We start from the raw sequence: 17,423 nt of genomic DNA, 5'->3' as shown, positions 1-17,423 counted from the left end.
TGCTTCGAAAAAAGGAGCGCTCATGTCGGCACCACTTCCCGGCCGTCCCGTACGCGGCTCGGCCAGCGGCCGTCCCGTGATGGCCCTGCTCGACCTGCTCGGCCGCCGGTGGGCGTTGCGCGTGTTGTGGGAGCTGGCCCAGCAGCCACCCCCCACGTTCCGCGAACTGCAGCGCCGCTGCGACGGCATCTCATCCAGCGTCCTGGCCGACCGCCTGGCCGAACTGACCGAGGCCCGCATAGTCGACCGCGCCGAAACCGGCTACCGCCTCACCGAGGAGGGTGCTGAGCTGTGCAAGGACGTGATGCGCCTGGAACGCTGGGCGAATCGATGGGCGGAACGTGGTAGTCCCGAGACCGCTGGCTGAGCAAACTCCAGACATGAACGAAGCAGTCCGCGCCTACATCGACGCCATAGACCCAGCCCACCGCCCGCTGTTCGACCGCCTCCGCAACCTGATCCTCGAAGCCCACCCGGAGGCCGAGGAGACCATCTCCTACGAGATGCCGACCTACAAGGTCGCCAAACGCCGCCTTTACCTGGGCGCCTGGAAGCACGGCGTCTCCTTGTACGGCTGGCAGGAGGGCCGAGACGGCGGCTTCACCACAAGACACCCGGAACTGAGGACCGGCAAGGGCACCCTCCAACTCCGCCCAGAAGACGCCGCCACGATCCCCGACGAGGAATTCCACGCGCTGGCGCAAGCCGCCCTCAACCCCTGACTGTCGGTCGCTCCCTGACGGCACCCGCCAAGTGGCGGGTAGGGTCCGGCGGGTGGCGCTCGAACCTGGGTGGGGGGTGGTTGACGATGGGGGCATGAGCACACCACCGCCGTTCGATCCCGAGCTCGCCGCCGCGCTGGATCTGCTGAGCGAGTACGTTCCGCCCGCCTTCACCCTCGACATGCTGCCCGCGCTGCGCCAAGGGGCGTCGATCATGGAGTCGCCCAGCATCGCCGAGCTTGGGCGCAATGGGGCGCTTGTTGTTGAGGAGCGTACGGTGCCGGGGCCTGAGGGGGCGCCGGATGTTTCGCTGCTCATCGCGCGTCCGGCTGATGTGCCCGGGGTGCTGCCTGCGATCTACTACACGCACGGTGGGGGGATGATTCTCGGGGACAACCGGGTCGGGCTCGACCAGCTGCTTGACTGGGCGGTGGAGCTTGGGCTCGTCGTCGTGTCCGTTGAATATCGGCTGGCTCCCGAACATCCGCATCCCGCGCCGGTCGAGGACTGCTACGCGGGTCTGGAATGGACCGCCAAGAACGCGGCCGAGCTCGGCGTCGATCCTGGCCGGATCCTGGTCGCAGGGTCCAGCGCCGGTGGCGGGCTCGCGGCCGCGCTCGCGCTGCTCGCCCGCGACCGTGGCGGGCCCGCGCTGATCGGGCAGATGCTCATCTGCCCGATGCTCGACGACCGCAACGACAGCGGCTCCGCCGTACAGATGGCCGGGCTCGGGGTCTGGGACCGTACCTCCAACAACACCGGCTGGACGGCGCTGCTCGGCGAGCAGCGCGGCGGGCCCGACGTGTCGCCCTACGCGGCGCCCGCCCGCGCGAGCGATCTGTCCGGGTTGCCGCCCGCCTTCATCGACGTCGGGTCGGCCGAGACGTTCCGTGACGAGGACGTCGCCTACGCCTCGGGCATCTGGGCGGCGGGCGGGCAGGCGGAGCTGCATGTCTGGCCTGGCGGTTTCCATGGGTTCGACGGGTTCGCCCCGCAGGCGGCGCTCTCGCAGGACGCGAGGGCGGCTCGGCGGCGCTGGCTCGAACGCCTGCTCTGACCGATGGCGGAAGGGCGCGGCGCTGAGGCAGGATGGGCCTGGTGAAGGACCTGGTCGGACGCCTGTCGGCGCTGGACCCTGATGCGGGGGCCGCGCTGCAGGTGATCGCGTACTTCGACCGGCTCGTCGAGGCCAGGGCGGGGCTCGAGGCGATCGTGCGTGGCGCAGCCGTACTGGCCGGGTGTCCTGCCCGGCTGGTGGACGGCGAGCGCCACGTGCGGGTGCGGGTCAGGGCGGACGGCCGGCGGGTGGAGCTGGACGGCGAGCCCGACCCCGCGTGGCCGAGTGCCGACGTGCCCGGCGGGGCGGCGGTGTTGTGGCTGGAGCGGGACGGGCTGGGCGGGCCCGTGCACGCCATGGTCCTGGAGCGGGCGGCGGTGGCGGCGCGCGACGTGCTCGACCGTACGCGCGGGCGGGCTCCTGCGGGGGACGACCCGGCGCTGGTGGAACTGCTGCTCGACGCCTCTGCTCCGGCCCAGTCGCGGTTGCGGGCGGCTCGGCGGTTGCGGGTGGACGGCCTGGCGAGGGCGGTGGCGCGCGAGGGCGCGGACCCGCTGATCGTCCCTGGCGACCGGCGCGCGCCGGACAAGGGCGGGCGTATGGGGGTTGGGCCGGTGGTGGCGGTGCTGGACCTGCCCGAGTCGTGGGATCTGGCGCGTACGGCGTTGCGGTTCGCGGCGGAGGGCGTTGAGCGGGATCCGGGGCCTCGGGTCGTGTACGCCGAGGAGCTGGGTGGGCTGGTCACGCTTGCCGCGGCGGTCGGGCCCGGCAGCGTTCCCGGGCCTGACGTGCGGGCGCTCGACGACATGGCGGCGTGGATGCTGGGCACGTTGCACGCGATCGCGTTCGCGCCGAGCTTGCGGGCTGCGGCCGGGGAGTTGACCGTGCACCATTCGACGCTGCAGGACCGGCTCACGCATGCGGAGCACCTTCTCGGGTGGACCGTGCGCGATCCCGCCGGACGGCTCCGCCTCCAGCTCGCCCTCCTCCTCCGCCGCCTCCACCGCCACCCCTGAAAAGCCACCCCAGGGGTGGTGTGGGGGTAAGGATCCCCAAGGAGGCACCCCGAGGGAGGCGACCCCAGGGAGGGCCGCAGGGAGGTGCAGCGCTGGAGGGGTGGCTCGCACGTAGGGATGCCGCAACGGGCGGTGGCCCAAGGGGTGGCCCGCCAAATGGTGACCCGCCCGGCGTGCTCCGCCCAGTGGTGGTCCGCCCGGGGTGGCCCACTATGGGGTGGTCCTTTGCGGGTGGTCCGCCAAAGGGGCGATCCCCTGGAGGTGGTGGCTGGGGAGGGTGGGTGGGGGTAAAGGGGCAGGTGAGAGGATGTGGGCGATGAACCGTGAACTGCAGTCCATGATCGCCCACGCCAACCACCCGATCCAGTCGCCCCTGGGCGACGAAGCAGTAGGCCACCTCCTCGACCACGCACTCACCGACCACGCCCGCGTGCTGGATCTCGGCTGTGGCGCAGGGGAGTGGTTGTTGCGCGCCCTCACCGCCCGCCCCGCCGTACGCGCCGAGGGCGTCGACGTGTCGAAGGCCGCCCTCGACCGCGCCGCCACCGCCGCAGCGGACCGCGGCGTCGACGACAGGCTGACCCTGCACCACCAGGGGGCCGAGGGCTTCACCTCGGCCGAGCCGTTCGACGTCGTCCTGAGCGTCGGCGCCACCCACGTCTTCGGCGGCCTCGTCAACACGCTGGAGGTCGCGCGCAAGCACCTCGCCCCCGGCGGACGCGTGGTGATCGGCGACGGGTTCTGGGAGCGCGAGCCGACCCCCGAGGCCATCGAGATGCTCGGCGACCTCGAAGACCTCGCCACCACCCACGACCAGGTGGTCGCCGCCGGATGGACGCCCGTCTTCGGGCACGTGTCCACCAGGCAGGAGCTCGACGCCTACGAATGGGCCTGCTGGGGCACGCTGGCGACCTGGGCGCTCGACCACCCCGACGACCCGGACAGCGCCGACGCCCTGAGCATCGCCGCCACCCGCCGCGTCGAATGGCTGCACTCCTACCGATCGTCGTTCGGCTTCCTCACGATGGTCCTGCGAGAATCTGGCAAATGACGCCAATTTTCCGTTTGTGCGACGAGCACATCACCAGGACCGCCGCGCTGGACCCGGTCGGCGCCGTCTACATGGGCCTCACCGGTGACTTCGGCGCAGCCACCGACTACAGCCCCGACGGCTTCGCCGCCAGAGCCGGGCTGCTCGCCGACACGCTGTCCCGCCTCGCCGCCCTCGAACCGGAGAACGACCGCGACAGGAAGGCCGCCGCGCACCTGCGCGAACGGCTGGAGGCCGAGGCCGCCTGGCACGAGCTGGGCGAGCACTACACCGACGTGCGCGGCCCGTTCGGCCTGGTGAACGGCGTCAGGGACAGCATCGACCTCCTGCCGCGCGCCGGCGACGACCAGTGGCGCGAGGTCGCCGCCCACCTGGCGGCCATCCCGCAGATGCTGACCGGCTGGCGGGCCACGCTGGAGGAGGGTTCCGCGCGCGGCCTGGTGTCCGCGCGCCGGCAGGCGAGCGAGGCGGCCGTCGCCGCCGACGCCTACGTCGGCACCCACGACGCGCTCCTGGCGGAGTACGGCGAGGGCCCCGTGAAGGGCGACCTCACCAAGGCCGTGGCGCAGGCGCACGAGGCCTACGCCCAGACGGCCCGCTACCTCCGCGAGGACTACGCGCCGCGCGGCACCGAGCACGACGGCGTCGGCGCCGAGCGCTACGCGGTGGCCGCCAGGCTCATGCTGGGCGCGGACCTGGACCCCGTGGACGCCTACGCGTGGGGGTGGGAGGAGCTGGCCAGGATCGAGGCCGAGATGGTCAGGGAGGCCGCGGCCATCCTGCCCGGCGCGAGCGTCGACGAGGTGATCGAGCACCTGGACGCCACCCACTACGTCGACGGCCCTGACGCCTACCTGGCGTGGCTCAAGGAGCAGCACGAGCGGGCCGTCGCCGAGCTGAACGGCGTGCACTTCGACATCCCCGAGCCGCTGCGCTCCGTCGACGTCACCCTGGCGCACGGCTCGACCGCCGGTGCTCCGTACTACACCGCGCCCAGCGAGGACCTGTCGAGGCCAGGCCGTACCTGGTGGCCGCTGGGCGGGCGGGACAGGTTCGCCACGTGGAGCGAGCTGACCACGGTCTTCCACGAGGGCGTGCCCGGCCACCACCTGCAGCTCGGCGCGGTCGCCGTGGCGGGGGACAAGCTGTCGCGGTTCGCCAAGTTCTCCTGGGTGGGCGGGCACGGCGAGGGCTGGGCGCTCTACGCCGAACGGCTGGCCGACGAGCTGGGCTGGCACAGCGACCCGGCCACGAGGCTCGGCATGCTGGCCGGTTCCGCGCTGCGGGCCGCCCGCGTCGTCATCGACATCGGCGTGCACCTGGACCTCCCGCTGCCCGACGGGTCGAAGTGGACCTTCGAGAAGGCGTGCGCCTTCCTGCGCGAGCGCGGCCGCGCCGAGGCGCACACCGTGCACGCCGAGATCGTGCGTTATTTCGGCTGGCCGGCGCAGGCCATCTGCTACAAGCTCGGCGAGCGCGCCTGGCTGGAGGCGCGGGCGGAGGCGTCCCGCAAACCCGGCTTCGACCTGCGGCGCTGGCACACCGCCGCGCTCGACCTCGGACCGATCGGCCTGGCCACGATGCGCGAGGCGCTGACGGACCTGGCGTAAGCAAAACATAAGCAAAACGCGGAAGGCTCGCCGGTAAAGGCGGCGTTGGCTGCCTGTGAGCAACTCCCTGACGATGACGCCGGTCCTGCCCGCCCTCAGTGTCCGTTCCGCGACGGTCGAGGTGGGCAGGCGGGTGTTGCTGGAGCAGGTCAGCTTCGACCTGCCCGAGGGCAGGCTGCTCGCGGTCGTCGGCCCGTCAGGGGCGGGCAAGACGACGCTCCTGCGGGCGCTGTCGGGGCGGCTCAAGCCCTCGGCGGGTACGGTCACCGTCGGCGGACGGCCCGCCGCCGAGCTGCGCGACACGGTCGGCATGGTGCCGCAGGACGACATCCTGCACCGGCAGCTGACCGTCGGCAGGGCGCTCGACTACGCGGCCAGGCTGCGGCTGCCCGCCGGGGTGGACCGGGCCTCGCGCATCTCCGGGGCGCTGGACCAGCTCGGGCTGGCACCGGTGGCCGGGCAGCGCGTCTCCACGCTGTCCGGCGGGCAGCGCAAGCGGGTCAACGTCGCCCTCGAACTGCTCACCGACCCTGCCGTGCTCTTCCTCGACGAGCCCACGTCGGGGCTGGACCCGGCGCTGGACCGCGACGTCATGGTCCACCTGCGCGAGCTCACCTCGACCGGACGCACCGTGGTCGTCACCACCCACAACGTGCTGCACCTGGACGTGGCGGACTACGTGCTCGCGCTGGCGCCGGGTGGGCGGCTCGCGTACTTCGGCCCGCCGGACGGCCTGCTGGACGCCTTCGCCGCGACCACGTACGCCCAGGTCTTCGACCGGCTCGGCTGGTGGGACATCACCCACACCCCCACATCGGGGGAGAACGTTTCCGGTGGGACCGAGCGGCGGTCGCGTGAAGCGCCTATGACAGAGCTCTTCGGAGAACTCGCGACGGGCGGCCCTGCCGACGGGTCGGCGTCGGGCGCGTCAGTGGCAGGTGTTTCCGGGCGGCCTACCCCGAGTGGGCCTGCTGTCGTAGGCGGGCGGCCCGGGTGGTTGCGGCAGGTGGGGGTGCTGGCGGCGCGTGCGGTGCGGGTGGTCGCGGCCGATCCGGCGCTGGCCGCCTTCCTGGCCGCGCTCCCCGTCGCGCTCGCCCTCCTGGCGAAAGCCGTACCAGGCGCGGACGGCCTGGCCGCCCCCACGGGCACCCCGACCCAGGAAGCCCAGCAACTCCTCGTGATCCTCATCGTCGGCGCCTGCTTCATGGGTACGGCCAGCGCCGTCAGAGAGCTCGTCGGCGAGCGCCGGATCTACCTGCGCGAGGCCCACGCGGGCCTGCGCCCCTCCGCCTACCTGGCGAGCAAGCTGCTCGTCCTGGCCCCGATCACGGCAGCGCAGTCGGCCGCGGTGGTCGTCCTCACGCTGGCCGGACGGCAGGCGCCGGACAAGGCCCTCCTGCTGGGCAACGGCACGCTGGAACTGGCCGCCGTGGTCTTCGCCGTCGCCTACGCCTCCGCCTGCCTGGGCCTGCTGATCTCCGCGCTGGTCTCGACCGAGGCCCAGGCGATGCCCGTCCTGGTGGTGGCCGTGATGACGCAGCTCGTGCTGTGCGGCGGCATGTTCGCGCTGACCGGCAGGGCAGGCTACGAGGAGGCGGCGCTGCTGTCGCCGTCGAGGTGGGCGTACGCGGCGGCCGCCGGGTCGGTCGACCTGCGGTCGTTCATGGCGCTGCCCCTGGACGAGCCGCTGTGGGAGCACTCTAGGGCCGCGTTCGTCACCGCGATGGCCGCGCTGGCCGGGGCGGCCGCCTGGCTGTCCGGAGCCGCCTACCTCGCCCTCGCCCGCCGCGCCCGCTAGGAGACCAGCAGTGAAGAGCACCACGATCGTGGCCACCGTGCTGGCCGTCACCGCCGCGACCGCCGTGACCGGCGCCGTCGCAGCAGGCCGCACCGAGCCCCCCGCAAACGTGGCAGCAAAAGCCGATAAATCATCTCAAAAGCCCGCCAATACGCTTAAGGCGGGCAGGCCGTACAAGGCGGGAAAGCTGGACCTCATGGTGACCCAGGTCGAGCACACCAGGCGCGTCACCAGCGGAACGAGAACCTGGACCTCGGACACCGGCTTCGTCGTGGTCTGGGTCCTCTCCGCCAACCGCGGCAGGCAGCCAGAAGTGAACTACCAGGCGGCCAGCGGCGGCCTGCTCACCACCACCGACGGCCACACCTACGGCCCAGCCACCCGCGACGGCCGCTTCCTCACCCCCGAGGGCAGCGAGGCCGTCGGCGTCAGACCCGGCAGCAGCGCGCTCAACGGCGTGGTGTTCGAGGTGCCGCAGGGCAAGACCGCCCAGAGTGTCCAGCTCACGCCCGACCTCCCCGGGCTGCCGGTCTGAACGGCCCTGCGGGGTGATGTTAACGCTAACACAAGGTCAGGCGTCAAGAGGTGGCTGTGTAACCGGACCGTAATCCGGCGAGGCCTTGACGACATCTGTTGTTAGCGTTCACAGTCTAGGCCATGCGATTGGGGGAGTCGCAGCGTTTCGACCAGTGGAGTAGTTGATGTTAGCGATAACACGAGAAAGGACCCCCCACGTGTTGAAGAGGATCTCGGTGCTAGTGGTGGCCGCGCTGACCCTGGCCGCCTGCGGCTCCGGTGGCGGGAGCGGCGGCGGCGACGGCTCGATCACGATGGGCTTCTCCCAGGTGGGCGCGGAGAGCGGCTGGCGCACCGCCAACACCAAGTCCGTCCAGGACTCCGCCAAGAAGGCCGGAGTCACCCTGAAGTTCTCCGACGCCCAGCAGAAGCAGGAGAACCAGATCAAGGCCATCCGCTCCTACATCCAGCAGAAGGTGGACGTCATCGCCTTCTCGCCGGTCGTGGAGTCCGGCTGGGACACCGTGCTCAAGGAGGCCAAGGACGCCAAGATCCCGGTCATCCTCACCGACAGGGCCGTCGACTCCAAGGACACCAGCCTCTACCGGACCTTCCTCGGCTCCGACTTCGTGGAGGAGGGCCGCAAGGCGGGCAAGTGGCTCGTCGACGCCTTCAAGTCGTCGACCGACCCGGTGAACATCGTCGAACTGCAGGGCACCACCGGCTCCGCCCCGGCCAACGACCGCAAGGCCGGGTTCGCCGAGGAGATCGCCAAGGACCCCAAGTTCAAGGTGATCGCCTCGCAGACCGGTGACTTCACCAGGGCCAAGGGCAAGGAGGTCATGGAGGCCTTCCTGAAGTCCAACCCGGACATCGACGTGCTCTTCGCGCACAACGACGACATGGGGCTCGGCGCGATCGAGGCGATCGAGGGCGCGGGCAAGGTGCCGGGCAAGGACATCCAGATCATCACGATCGACGCGGTCAAGGACGGCATGCAGGCCCTGGCCGACGGAAAGATCAACTACATCGTCGAGTGCTCGCCGCTGCTCGGCCCGCAGCTCATGGACCTGGCCAAGAAGGTACTCAAGGGCGAGCAGATCCCCACGCGGGTCGTGACGGAAGAGACCACGTTCACGCAGGAACAGGCCAAGGCCGCCCTGTCCAGCCGCCAGTACTGAGAGCACCCCTCGAGAGCGGTTCTGAGGGGTACGGCAGGCCGACGGACGCCCACCCGCCGCACGGGGTCGGCGTCCGTCCAGGGGCACGGCAGGGAAGCGGGCGTGGCGGGCCGCCGCTACGCCGCCATGGATAAAGGAGAGGAGCGAGCGTGATCCTGCAGATGCGGGGGATCGGGAAGCGGTTCCCGGGCGTGATGGCGCTCGACGGCGTGGACTTCCGGCTGTTCCCCGGCGAGGTGCACGCGCTGATGGGTGAGAACGGCGCGGGAAAGTCCACCCTCATCAAGGTGCTGACCGGCGTCCACACCATCGACGCGGGAACCATCGAACTGGCCGGGCAGCCGGTCGCGTTCGCCGGGCCGCTGGAGGCGCAGCGGGCCGGAGTCAGCACCGTCTACCAGGAGGTCAACCTCTGCGCGAACCTCTCGGTGGCCGAGAACGTGTTCATCGGCCGCGAGCCGCGCACCATGGGCCGCATCGACTGGAAGCGCATGCGGGCCAGGGCGACCGAGCTGCTCAAGAGCCTCGACCTCGACCTGGACGTCTCGGCCCCGCTGGCCGGCTACTCGCTGGCCGTCCAGCAGATGGTCGCCATCGCCCGCGCGATCGACATCGACGCCCGGGTGCTCATCCTCGACGAGCCCACCTCCAGCCTGGACGCCGGCGAGGTCGAGCAGCTGTTCACGGTGATGCGCCGCCTCAAGGCCCAGGGCATCGCCATCCTCTTCGTCTCCCACTTTCTCGACCAGATCTACGAAATTTCGGACCGTATGACGATCCTTCGCAACGGAAAGCTGGTCGGTGAACACCTGACCAGCGAGCTCAGCCAGGTCGAGCTCGTCGCCAAGATGATCGGCCAGGACCTCGCCGAGCTGGAGAAGCTGCACGGCGAGGCCAGGCCGTTCGACCGCCCGCTCGTCGAGGCCAGGGAGCTCGGCCGCTCGGGCGCCGTCGAACCGTTCACCCTCACGATCCACGAGGGCGAGGTCGTCGGGCTCGCCGGACTCCTCGGCTCCGGCCGTACCGAGACCGCCAGGCTGCTCTTCGGCGCCGACCACGCCACCGGCGGCGAGGTCGCGGTCGGCGGCGCGCCCGCCGCGCTGCGCAACCCGCGCGCCGCCATGGGCCACGGCATCGCCTTCTGCTCGGAGAACCGCAAGCGCGACGGCCTGATCCCCGAGCTGACGGTCAGGGAGAACATCGTCCTGGCCCTGCAGGCCACCCGCGGCTGGACCAGGCCGATCCCGCGCGACCAGCAGGACGAGCTCGTCCAGCGCTACGTCAAGGCGCTCAAGATCAGCCCGGCCGACCCCGAGCACCTGGTCGGCAACCTCAGCGGCGGCAACCAGCAGAAGGTCGTCCTGGCCAGGTGGCTGATCCTGGAGCCGCGCCTGCTCATCCTCGACGAGCCCACCCGCGGCATCGACGTCGGCGCCAAGGCCGAGATCCAGCGGCTGGTCGCCGAGCTGTCCGGCGGCGGGATGGCGGTGCTGTTCATCTCGGCCGAGCTGGAGGAGGTGCTCCGGCTCAGCCACCGCGTCTGCGTGCTGCGCGACCGGCGCCTCGTCGCCCAGCTGCCCAACGACGACGAGCTGACCACGGAGGTCCTCATGGAGACCATCGCGAGCGGGGGCGCCAGGTGAGGCGCCTGCTGTGGCCGCTGGCCGTCCTGGCCGTGCTGCTCGCCGTCAACGTGATCTTCACGCCGCACTTCCTGTCGGTCCAGGTGCGCGACGGCCACCTGTACGGGAGCCTGATCGACATCCTGCGCTTCGGCGCTCCGCTGATCCTGGTGGCGCTGGGCATGACGCTGGTCATCGCGACCGGCGGCATCGACCTGTCCGTCGGGTCCGTGGTGGCGATCTCGGGGGCGCTGGCCTGCCTGCAGATCAGCCAGGACGCGGGGCTGGTCACCGCCGTCGCGCTGGCGCTGGGGCTGTCGGTGCTGCTCGGCGCGTGGAACGGGTTCCTGGTCGGCGCGGTCGGCATCCAGCCGATCATCGCGACGCTGATCCTCATGGTGGCCGGGCGCGGGCTGGCCCAGCTCATCACCGACGGGCAGATCATCACTGTCAACAGCCCGTCCTACAAGCTCATCGGCGGCGGCTACTGGCTGACCGTGCCGTTCTCCATCCTGATCGTGCTGGTCGTGCTGGCCGTCACCGCTTTCCTGACCCGCAGGCTCGCGCTGGGCATGCTCATCGAGGCGGTCGGCGGCAACGCGGAGGCCAGCAGGCTGGCCGGGATCAGGGCGCGCGGCATCATCGTGGTCGTCTACACCTTCGCCGCGCTGTGCGCCGGGGTCGCCGGGCTGATGGTCAGCTCCAACGTCTCCAGCGCCGACGGCAACAACGCGGGGCTCTGGATCGAGCTCGACGCGATCCTCGCCGTGGTCATCGGCGGCACGGCGCTGTCGGGCGGGCGGTTCTCGCTCGGCGGGACCGTCCTGGGAGCGCTGATCATCCAGACGCTGACCACGACCGTCTACTCGGTCGGGGTGCCGCCGGAGACGACGCTGCTGTTCAAGGCGCTGGTGGTGACGGCGGTCTGCCTGATCCAGTCGCCCGCCTTCCGCGCCAAGGTCTTCAGGCAGGTGACCGCATGACCCGTCGATACCTCCCGGTGCTCGTCACCGCGGGACTGTTCGTGGCGATGTTCGTCGCTGGCGGGGTCCGCTACCCGGGGTTCGCCAGCGGGCAGGTGGTGCTCAACGTCTTCGTCGACAACGCCTTCCTGCTCGTCGTCGCGGTCGGCATGACGTTCGTGATCCTGGCGGGCGGCATCGACCTGTCGGTCGGTTCCGTGGTGGCGCTGTCGACGATGATCTCGGCGAGCCTCATGGCCGGGCCGGGCTGGCCACCGTACGCGGTGATCCCGCTGGTCCTGCTGGTGGGCTCCGCGCTCGGTGCGGTGATGGGCTACATCGTGCACGCCTTCGCCATCCAGCCGTTCATCGTCACGCTCGCCGGGATGTTCCTGGCCCGTGGCCTCTGCTACACGATCGGCACCGAGTCGATCCCGATCACCGACCCGGCCTTCACCGCGTTCGCGCAGACCAAGGTCGAGCTGGGCGGCGGCCTGTGGGTCTCGCCGAGCGTCGTCATCGCGGTCCTGGTCGTGCTGGCCGGCGCCTACGTGCTGCACTACACGCGGCTGGGCCGTTCCGTGTACGCCACGGGCGGCAGCGAGCAGTCCGCGCTGCTCATGGGGCTGCCCGTGGGCCGCACGAAGATCGCGGTCTACACGATCAGCGGCTTCTGCTCGGCGCTCGGCGGGGTGCTGCTGTCCTTCTACATGCTCTCCGGGTACGGCCTGCACGCCGTCGGCATGGAGCTCGACGCCATCGCGGCGGTCGTCATCGGCGGCACGCTGCTCACCGGCGGCTCCGGGTTCCTGTTCGGCACGGTGCTCGGGGTGCTGGTACTCGGGCTGATCCAGACGGTCATCAGCTTCGAGGGGACGCTCAGCTCCTGGTGGACCAAGATCTTCATCGGTCTCCTGCTGTTCGTCTTCATCGTGCTGCAGCGACTCTTCGCGCTCTCACCGAAGGCGCGCTGAACATGCCTTGACATGACATTTGTTAGCGATAACAATGGCGAAATTCGGATAGTTAGGTATATAAAGCATGAAACTGTGGCAAATCTCTGGCGTGGCGGTCCTCGCCCTCGCGCTGACAGCCTGCGGATCGAGCCAGAAGACCGTCGACGCGCAGCCCTCGGCCGGCGCGTCGTCAGGCGCCGCCAACGTGCTGGTCGGCGTCACCATGCCGACGCGGTCGTCCGAGCGCTGGATCCACGACGGCGACAACGTCAAGGCGCAGCTGGAGAAGCTCGGCTACCAGGTCGACCTGCAGTACGCCGAGGACGACATCCCCACGCAGGCCAACCAGATCGAGAACCAGATCACCAAGGGCGCCAAGCTGCTCATCGTCGCGGCGATCGACGGCACCGCGCTCACCTCGCAGCTCCAGACGGCGGCCGACAACAAGATCCCGGTCATCTCCTACGACCGGCTGATCCGCAACAGCCCGAACGTCGACTACTACGCGACCTTCGACAACTTCAAGGTCGGCGTCCAGCAGGCCACCTCGCTGCTGAAGGGCCTGGAGGCCAAGAAGGGCCCGTACAACGTCGAGCTGTTCGGCGGCTCGCCCGACGACAACAACGCCACCTTCTTCTGGAACGGCGCCATGTCGGTCCTCGATCCGAAGATCAAGGACGGCACGGTGAAGGTCGTGTCCGGGCAGACCGACTTCAAGACCGCCGCGACCCTGCGCTGGAAGGCCGAGACCGCCCAGAAGCGCATGGAGGACCTCCTCACCCGCTACTACGGCGGCGGCAAGAAGGTCGACGGCGTCCTGTCGCCCTACGACGGCCTGTCCATCGGCATCCTGTCCGCGCTCAAGAGCAGCGGCTACGGCACGAGCGGCCAGCCGTACCCCGTCGTCACCGGCCAGGACGCCGAGCTCGCCTCGATCAAGTCGATCGTCGCCGACGAGCAGTACTCCACGATCTTCAAGGACACCCGCAAGCTGGCCGAGCAGACCGTCAAGATGGCCGACGCCGTCCTGAAGGGCGGCAAGCCCGAGGTGAACAACACCAAGGACTACGACAACGGCACCAAGGTCGTGCCGTCCTACCTGCTCGAGTCGGTCATCGTCGACAAGACGAACTACCAGCAGGAGATCATCGACGCCGGTTACTACAAGGCGGACCAGATCAAGTGATTCTCCAGATGACGGGGATCGGCAAGGCGTTCCCCGGGGTGAAGGCGCTTCAGGACGTCAACCTGTCGGTACGGCGGGGCGAGATCCACGCCATCTGCGGCGAGAACGGCGCGGGCAAGTCGACCCTGATGAAGGTCCTGTCGGGCGTCTACCCGCACGGCGACTACGAGGGCGAGATCCGCTTCGACGGCCAGGTGTGCGCCTTCCGCGGCATCCGCGACAGCGAGCACGCCGGGATCGTCATCATCCACCAGGAGCTCGCCCTGAGCCCTCAGCTGTCGGTCGCGGAGAACATCTTCCTCGGCAACGAGCGGGCCAGGCGCGGCTTCATCGACTGGAACCGCACCAACTTCGAGGCCGGCGAGCTGATGAGGCGCGTCGGCCTGGCGGAGAACCCGGTCACGCAGGTCGCCGAGCTCGGCGTGGGCAAGCAGCAGCTCGTCGAGATCGCCAAGGCGCTCGCCAAGGACGTCAAGCTGCTCATCCTCGACGAGCCCACGGCCGCGCTCAACGACGACGACTCGGCGCACCTGCTCGACCTCATGCGCGGCCTGCGCGACGAGGGCATCACCTGCGTGATCATCTCGCACAAGCTCAACGAGGTGATCGAGATCGCCGACACCGTCACGATCCTGCGCGACGGCCGCACGATCGAGACGCTGTCGTCCGGCGAGCTCAGCGAGGGCCGCATCATCTCCGGGATGGTCGGCCGCGCCCTGGACAACCGCTTCCCGCCGCACGAGCCGGCGATCGGCGAGGAGGTGCTGCGCATCGAGGACTGGACGGTCTGGCACCAGGGGCGCACGGTCGTCGACGCGGCGAACCTGTCGCTGCGCAGGGGCGAGATCGTCGGGCTCGCGGGACTCATGGGCGCCGGCCGTACCGAGCTGGCCATGAGCGTGTTCGGCCGCTCCTACGGCACGCACGTGACCGGCCGGATCTTCAAGGACGGCGCGCCCATCGAGGTGCGCACCGTCCAGGACGCCGTCAGGCACGGCATCGCCTACGCCACCGAGGACCGCAAGCGCTACGGGCTCAACCTCATCGACGACGTCAAGCACAACATCTCGGCGGCCTCGCTGAAGGGCGTCTGGGTCGACGAGGGCGAGGAGTACCGGGTCGCGGCCGCCTTCCGCCGCGACATGAACATCAAGGCGCCCAGCGTGTCGAGCGTGGTGGGCAAGCTCAGCGGCGGCAACCAGCAGAAGGTCGTGCTGTCCAAGTGGATCCTCACCGAGCCCGACGTGCTGATCCTCGACGAGCCGACCCGCGGCATCGACGTCGGCGCGAAGTACGAGATCTACACCATCGTCAACCGGCTGGCCGCCGAGGGCAGGGCGGTCCTGGTGATCTCCTCCGAGCTGCCCGAGCTGCTCGGCCTCTGCGACCGCATCTACACCCTCGCCGAGGGCCGCATCACCGGCGAGGTCCCGCGCGCTGAAGCCACCCAGGAGGGCCTGATGCATCTCATGACCAAGGGAACGACATGACCATCACCCAGGCGAGGCCGACGGAGACGCGGCAGGCGCGCGGCCTGAAGATCAACCTGCGCTCCAGCGGCATCTACATCGCCTTCGCGCTGATCGTCGCGTTGTTCTCGATGCTGACCGACGGCGCGCTGCTGCAGCCGCAGAACATCTCCAACATCATCGTCCAGAACTCCTACGTGCTCATCCTGGCGATCGGCATGATCCTCGTCATCATCGCCGGGCACATCGACCTGTCGGTCGGCTCGGTGGTGGCGGTCACCGGTGCGCTGTCCGCCGTGCTCATGGTCGACATGGGGCTGCCCTGGCCGATCGCGCTGCTGGTCACCCTGGTGGCCGGGGCGGCCATCGGCGCCTGGCAGGGCTACTGGGTCGCCTACTTCGGCATCCCGGCGTTCATCGTGACGCTGGCCGGGATGTTGCTGTTCCGCGCGCTCACCCTGACCGTGCTGGGCAACCAGGGCATCGGCCCGTTCCCCGACGCGGTCCGCACGCTGGCCAACGGGTTCACCGACGGCTACCTGGGCAACATCGGGCTCGGCCCGCTCGGCGGGGCCGACCTGTTCAGCCTGCTCGTCGGCGTGGTCGCGGTCGCGGGTATGGTGGCGGCGCAGTGGCGGACCAGGTCGGCCAGAGCAGGGTACGGCCAGGCCGTCGACCCGCTGCCGCTCTTCGCGCTCAAGCTCGCAGCAGGCGCGGCGCTGATCCTGTTCCTGGTGGTGCAGCTCGCCAGGTTCAAGAACCTGCCCTGGGTGCTGGTGCTGCTGGCGCTCCTGGTGATCGGCTACTCGGTGATGGCCAACAGGACGGTCTTCGGCAGGCGGGTCTACGCCATCGGCGGGAACCTGCAGGCGGCGGTGCTGTCCGGGGTGAAGGTCAAGTCGGTCGTCTTCTGGATCTTCGTCAACATGGGCGTGCTGTCGGCCGTCGCGGGCGTCATCTTCGCCGGGCGGCTCAACCAGGCGGGGCCCACGGCGGGCAGCAGCTTCGAGCTGGACGCCATCGCCGCGGCCTTCATCGGGGGCGCCGCCGTACAAGGTGGGGTGGGAAAGGTCGCCGGGGCCATCACCGGCGGGCTTATCATGGCGGTGATCAACAATGGCATGTCCCTGATCGGCTCACCCAGCGAACGGGTCATGCTGGTCAAGGGGGCCGTCCTGCTGGCTGCCGTCGCCTTCGACGTGTGGACCAAACGCCGGGCGGGTGGATCACGTTGATCACGAGAGGAGAGACCGTGAGTTCGACGAGGCGCCGGCCGCCGGTGATGTCCGACGTGGCCAGGCTCGCCGGAGTGTCGCACCAGACGGTCTCCCGCGTGCTCAACGACCATCCCAACGTGCGGCCGGAGACCCGCACCCGCGTGCTGGAAGCGATCGACACGCTCGGCTACCGGCGCAACCTGGTCGCCCGCGCGCTGGTCACCAGCCGCACGAGGATGCTCGGCGTGGTCAGCTTCGACACCACCCTGTACGGCCCGGCCAGCACGATCTACGGCATCGAGCAGGCGGCCAGGACGGCCGGCTACTTCGTCAGCATCGTCAGCCTCAAGTCCATCGACGCCGACAGCGTCCGCGACGCCATCGGCTACCTGGCAGAGCAGGGCGTGGACGGCGTGGTCGTGGTCGCGCCGCAGCGCTCGGCTGCCCGCGCCCTGGAGACCCTGCCGCAGGGCATGCCGGCCGTCGCCGTCGAGGGCACGCACCGCGCCGACGTGTCCGTGGTCTGCATCGACCAGATCGAGGGCGCCAGGCTCGCCACCCGCCACCTGCTCGACCTGGGCCACGAGACCGTCTGGCACATCAGCGGGCCGTCCGACTGGCTGGAGGCCGAGGGCCGCATGGACGGCTGGCGCGCCGTGCTGGAGGACGCCAACCGCGAGGTGCCCGAGCCGCTGCCCGGCGACTGGAGCCCGCGCTCCGGTTACCTGGCGGGCAAGCGGCTGGCCGAGATCGGCGGCGTCACCGCGGTCTTCGCGGCCAACGACCAGATGGCGCTGGGCGCGCTGCGCGCCTTCACCGAGGCGGGGCTGAAGGTGCCCGAGCAGATCAGCATCGTCGGCTTCGACGACATCCCCGAGTCCGAGTTCTTCTCGCCGCCGCTGACCACGGTCAGGCAGGACTTCGACGCGGTCGGCAGGCACAGCATCGAGGTGCTGCTGCGGCAGATCGACGCGTCGGGTCCCGGCGTCTACGAGCGGCTGGTCGTACGGCCGAGCTTCGTCGTCAGGTCGAGCACCGCTCCCGCCTCCTGAGAACTTCC

Annotated in this window: 16 protein-coding genes; all 16 read left to right on the top strand. The window is 70.1% G+C overall.

The window, feature by feature from the left end; all coding sequences use genetic code 11:
• The first annotated feature begins 22 nt into the window (after positions 1–22).
• The 16 genes from ACIBG8_RS11985 (at position 23) to ACIBG8_RS11910 (ending at position 17,415) form a co-directional block, all read left to right on the top strand.
• Entirely contained in the window at positions 23–367 is a 345-nt protein-coding gene (locus tag ACIBG8_RS11985) for a winged helix-turn-helix transcriptional regulator (RefSeq protein ID WP_397342675.1), read from the top strand.
• A gap of 13 nt (positions 368–380) precedes the next feature.
• The gene (locus ACIBG8_RS11980) at positions 381–722 is read left to right on the top strand and encodes an iron chaperone (RefSeq protein WP_397342674.1); all 342 of its coding nucleotides are present in this window, start codon (positions 381–383) and stop codon (positions 720–722) included.
• A gap of 94 nt (positions 723–816) precedes the next feature.
• Entirely contained in the window at positions 817–1,779 is a 963-nt protein-coding gene (locus ACIBG8_RS11975) for an alpha/beta hydrolase (protein ID WP_397342673.1), read from the top strand.
• 41 nt (positions 1,780–1,820) lie between these two features.
• On the top strand, positions 1,821–2,795 hold the full coding sequence (locus ACIBG8_RS11970) for a helix-turn-helix domain-containing protein (protein WP_397342672.1): 975 nt from the start codon (positions 1,821–1,823) through the stop codon (positions 2,793–2,795).
• Positions 2,796–3,111: 316 nt separating this feature from the next.
• Complete coding sequence (locus ACIBG8_RS11965) at positions 3,112–3,846, top strand: SAM-dependent methyltransferase (protein WP_397342671.1); 735 nt, start codon at positions 3,112–3,114, stop codon at positions 3,844–3,846.
• Entirely contained in the window at positions 3,843–5,456 is a 1,614-nt protein-coding gene (locus ACIBG8_RS11960; protein ID WP_397342670.1) for a DUF885 domain-containing protein, read from the top strand. Before ACIBG8_RS11965 ends, ACIBG8_RS11960 begins: the two co-directional genes overlap by 4 nt.
• A 55-nt stretch (positions 5,457–5,511) precedes the next feature.
• Complete coding sequence (locus tag ACIBG8_RS11955) at positions 5,512–7,254, top strand: ATP-binding cassette domain-containing protein (protein ID WP_397342669.1); 1,743 nt, start codon at positions 5,512–5,514, stop codon at positions 7,252–7,254.
• Between the two features lie 10 nt (positions 7,255–7,264).
• A complete protein-coding gene (locus ACIBG8_RS11950) occupies positions 7,265–7,789 on the top strand; it encodes a hypothetical protein (protein ID WP_397342668.1) in 525 nt (174 codons plus the stop codon).
• A 199-nt stretch (positions 7,790–7,988) separates the two neighbouring features.
• Positions 7,989–8,951, top strand: coding sequence for an ABC transporter substrate-binding protein (locus tag ACIBG8_RS11945; protein WP_397342667.1), 963 nt, complete (start codon positions 7,989–7,991; stop codon positions 8,949–8,951).
• 149 nt (positions 8,952–9,100) lie between these two features.
• Complete coding sequence (locus ACIBG8_RS11940; RefSeq protein ID WP_397342666.1) at positions 9,101–10,594, top strand: sugar ABC transporter ATP-binding protein; 1,494 nt, start codon at positions 9,101–9,103, stop codon at positions 10,592–10,594.
• On the top strand, positions 10,591–11,556 hold the full coding sequence (locus ACIBG8_RS11935) for an ABC transporter permease (protein WP_397342665.1): 966 nt from the start codon (positions 10,591–10,593) through the stop codon (positions 11,554–11,556). Before ACIBG8_RS11940 ends, ACIBG8_RS11935 begins: the two co-directional genes overlap by 4 nt.
• Positions 11,553–12,509 carry a galactofuranose ABC transporter, permease protein YjfF gene (gene yjfF, locus ACIBG8_RS11930; RefSeq protein ID WP_397342664.1) on the top strand — a complete coding sequence of 319 codons (957 nt, stop codon included), beginning with the start codon at positions 11,553–11,555 and terminating at the stop codon, positions 12,507–12,509. The genes ACIBG8_RS11935 and yjfF overlap by 4 nt, the downstream gene beginning before the upstream one ends.
• A 67-nt stretch (positions 12,510–12,576) precedes the next feature.
• Positions 12,577–13,677 (top strand): multiple monosaccharide ABC transporter substrate-binding protein, encoded by a 1,101-nt coding sequence (chvE, locus tag ACIBG8_RS11925; RefSeq protein WP_397342662.1) that lies wholly within the window; start codon positions 12,577–12,579, stop codon positions 13,675–13,677.
• An 8-nt stretch (positions 13,678–13,685) separates the two neighbouring features.
• Complete coding sequence (gene mmsA / locus ACIBG8_RS11920; protein ID WP_397342661.1) at positions 13,686–15,167, top strand: multiple monosaccharide ABC transporter ATP-binding protein; 1,482 nt, start codon at positions 13,686–13,688, stop codon at positions 15,165–15,167.
• Positions 15,164–16,381, top strand: coding sequence for a multiple monosaccharide ABC transporter permease (gene mmsB, locus ACIBG8_RS11915; protein ID WP_397342660.1), 1,218 nt, complete (start codon positions 15,164–15,166; stop codon positions 16,379–16,381). Before mmsA ends, mmsB begins: the two co-directional genes overlap by 4 nt.
• A gap of 47 nt (positions 16,382–16,428) precedes the next feature.
• On the top strand, positions 16,429–17,415 hold the full coding sequence (locus ACIBG8_RS11910; RefSeq protein WP_397343928.1) for a LacI family DNA-binding transcriptional regulator: 987 nt from the start codon (positions 16,429–16,431) through the stop codon (positions 17,413–17,415).
• Positions 17,416–17,423: the final 8 nt, after the last annotated feature.

This window comes from Nonomuraea sp. NPDC050556 (genome assembly GCF_044457355.1).
In the GTDB taxonomy this organism is placed as follows: domain Bacteria; phylum Actinomycetota; class Actinomycetes; order Streptosporangiales; family Streptosporangiaceae; genus Nonomuraea.
The sequence above is the reverse complement of the archived record's forward strand: the minus strand, read 5'-3'. Positions and strand labels throughout refer to the sequence as shown.

Excerpts from the sequence above, each read along its gene's own strand:
- ACIBG8_RS11965 (WP_397342671.1), top strand. The coding sequence starts at position 3,112 with ATGAACCGTGAACTGCAGTCCATGATCGCCCACGCCAACCACCCGATC.
- ACIBG8_RS11910 (WP_397343928.1), top strand. The coding sequence starts at position 16,429 with ATGTCCGACGTGGCCAGGCTCGCCGGAGTGTCGCACCAGACGGTCTCC.
- chvE (WP_397342662.1), top strand. The coding sequence starts at position 12,577 with ATGAAACTGTGGCAAATCTCTGGCGTGGCGGTCCTCGCCCTCGCGCTG.
- ACIBG8_RS11960 (WP_397342670.1), top strand. The coding sequence starts at position 3,843 with ATGACGCCAATTTTCCGTTTGTGCGACGAGCACATCACCAGGACCGCC.
- ACIBG8_RS11985 (WP_397342675.1), top strand. The coding sequence starts at position 23 with ATGTCGGCACCACTTCCCGGCCGTCCCGTACGCGGCTCGGCCAGCGGC.
- ACIBG8_RS11975 (WP_397342673.1), top strand. The coding sequence starts at position 817 with ATGAGCACACCACCGCCGTTCGATCCCGAGCTCGCCGCCGCGCTGGAT.
- mmsB (WP_397342660.1), top strand. The coding sequence starts at position 15,164 with ATGACCATCACCCAGGCGAGGCCGACGGAGACGCGGCAGGCGCGCGGC.
- ACIBG8_RS11980 (WP_397342674.1), top strand. The coding sequence starts at position 381 with ATGAACGAAGCAGTCCGCGCCTACATCGACGCCATAGACCCAGCCCAC.
- mmsA (WP_397342661.1), top strand. The coding sequence starts at position 13,686 with ATGACGGGGATCGGCAAGGCGTTCCCCGGGGTGAAGGCGCTTCAGGAC.
- yjfF (WP_397342664.1), top strand. The coding sequence starts at position 11,553 with ATGACCCGTCGATACCTCCCGGTGCTCGTCACCGCGGGACTGTTCGTG.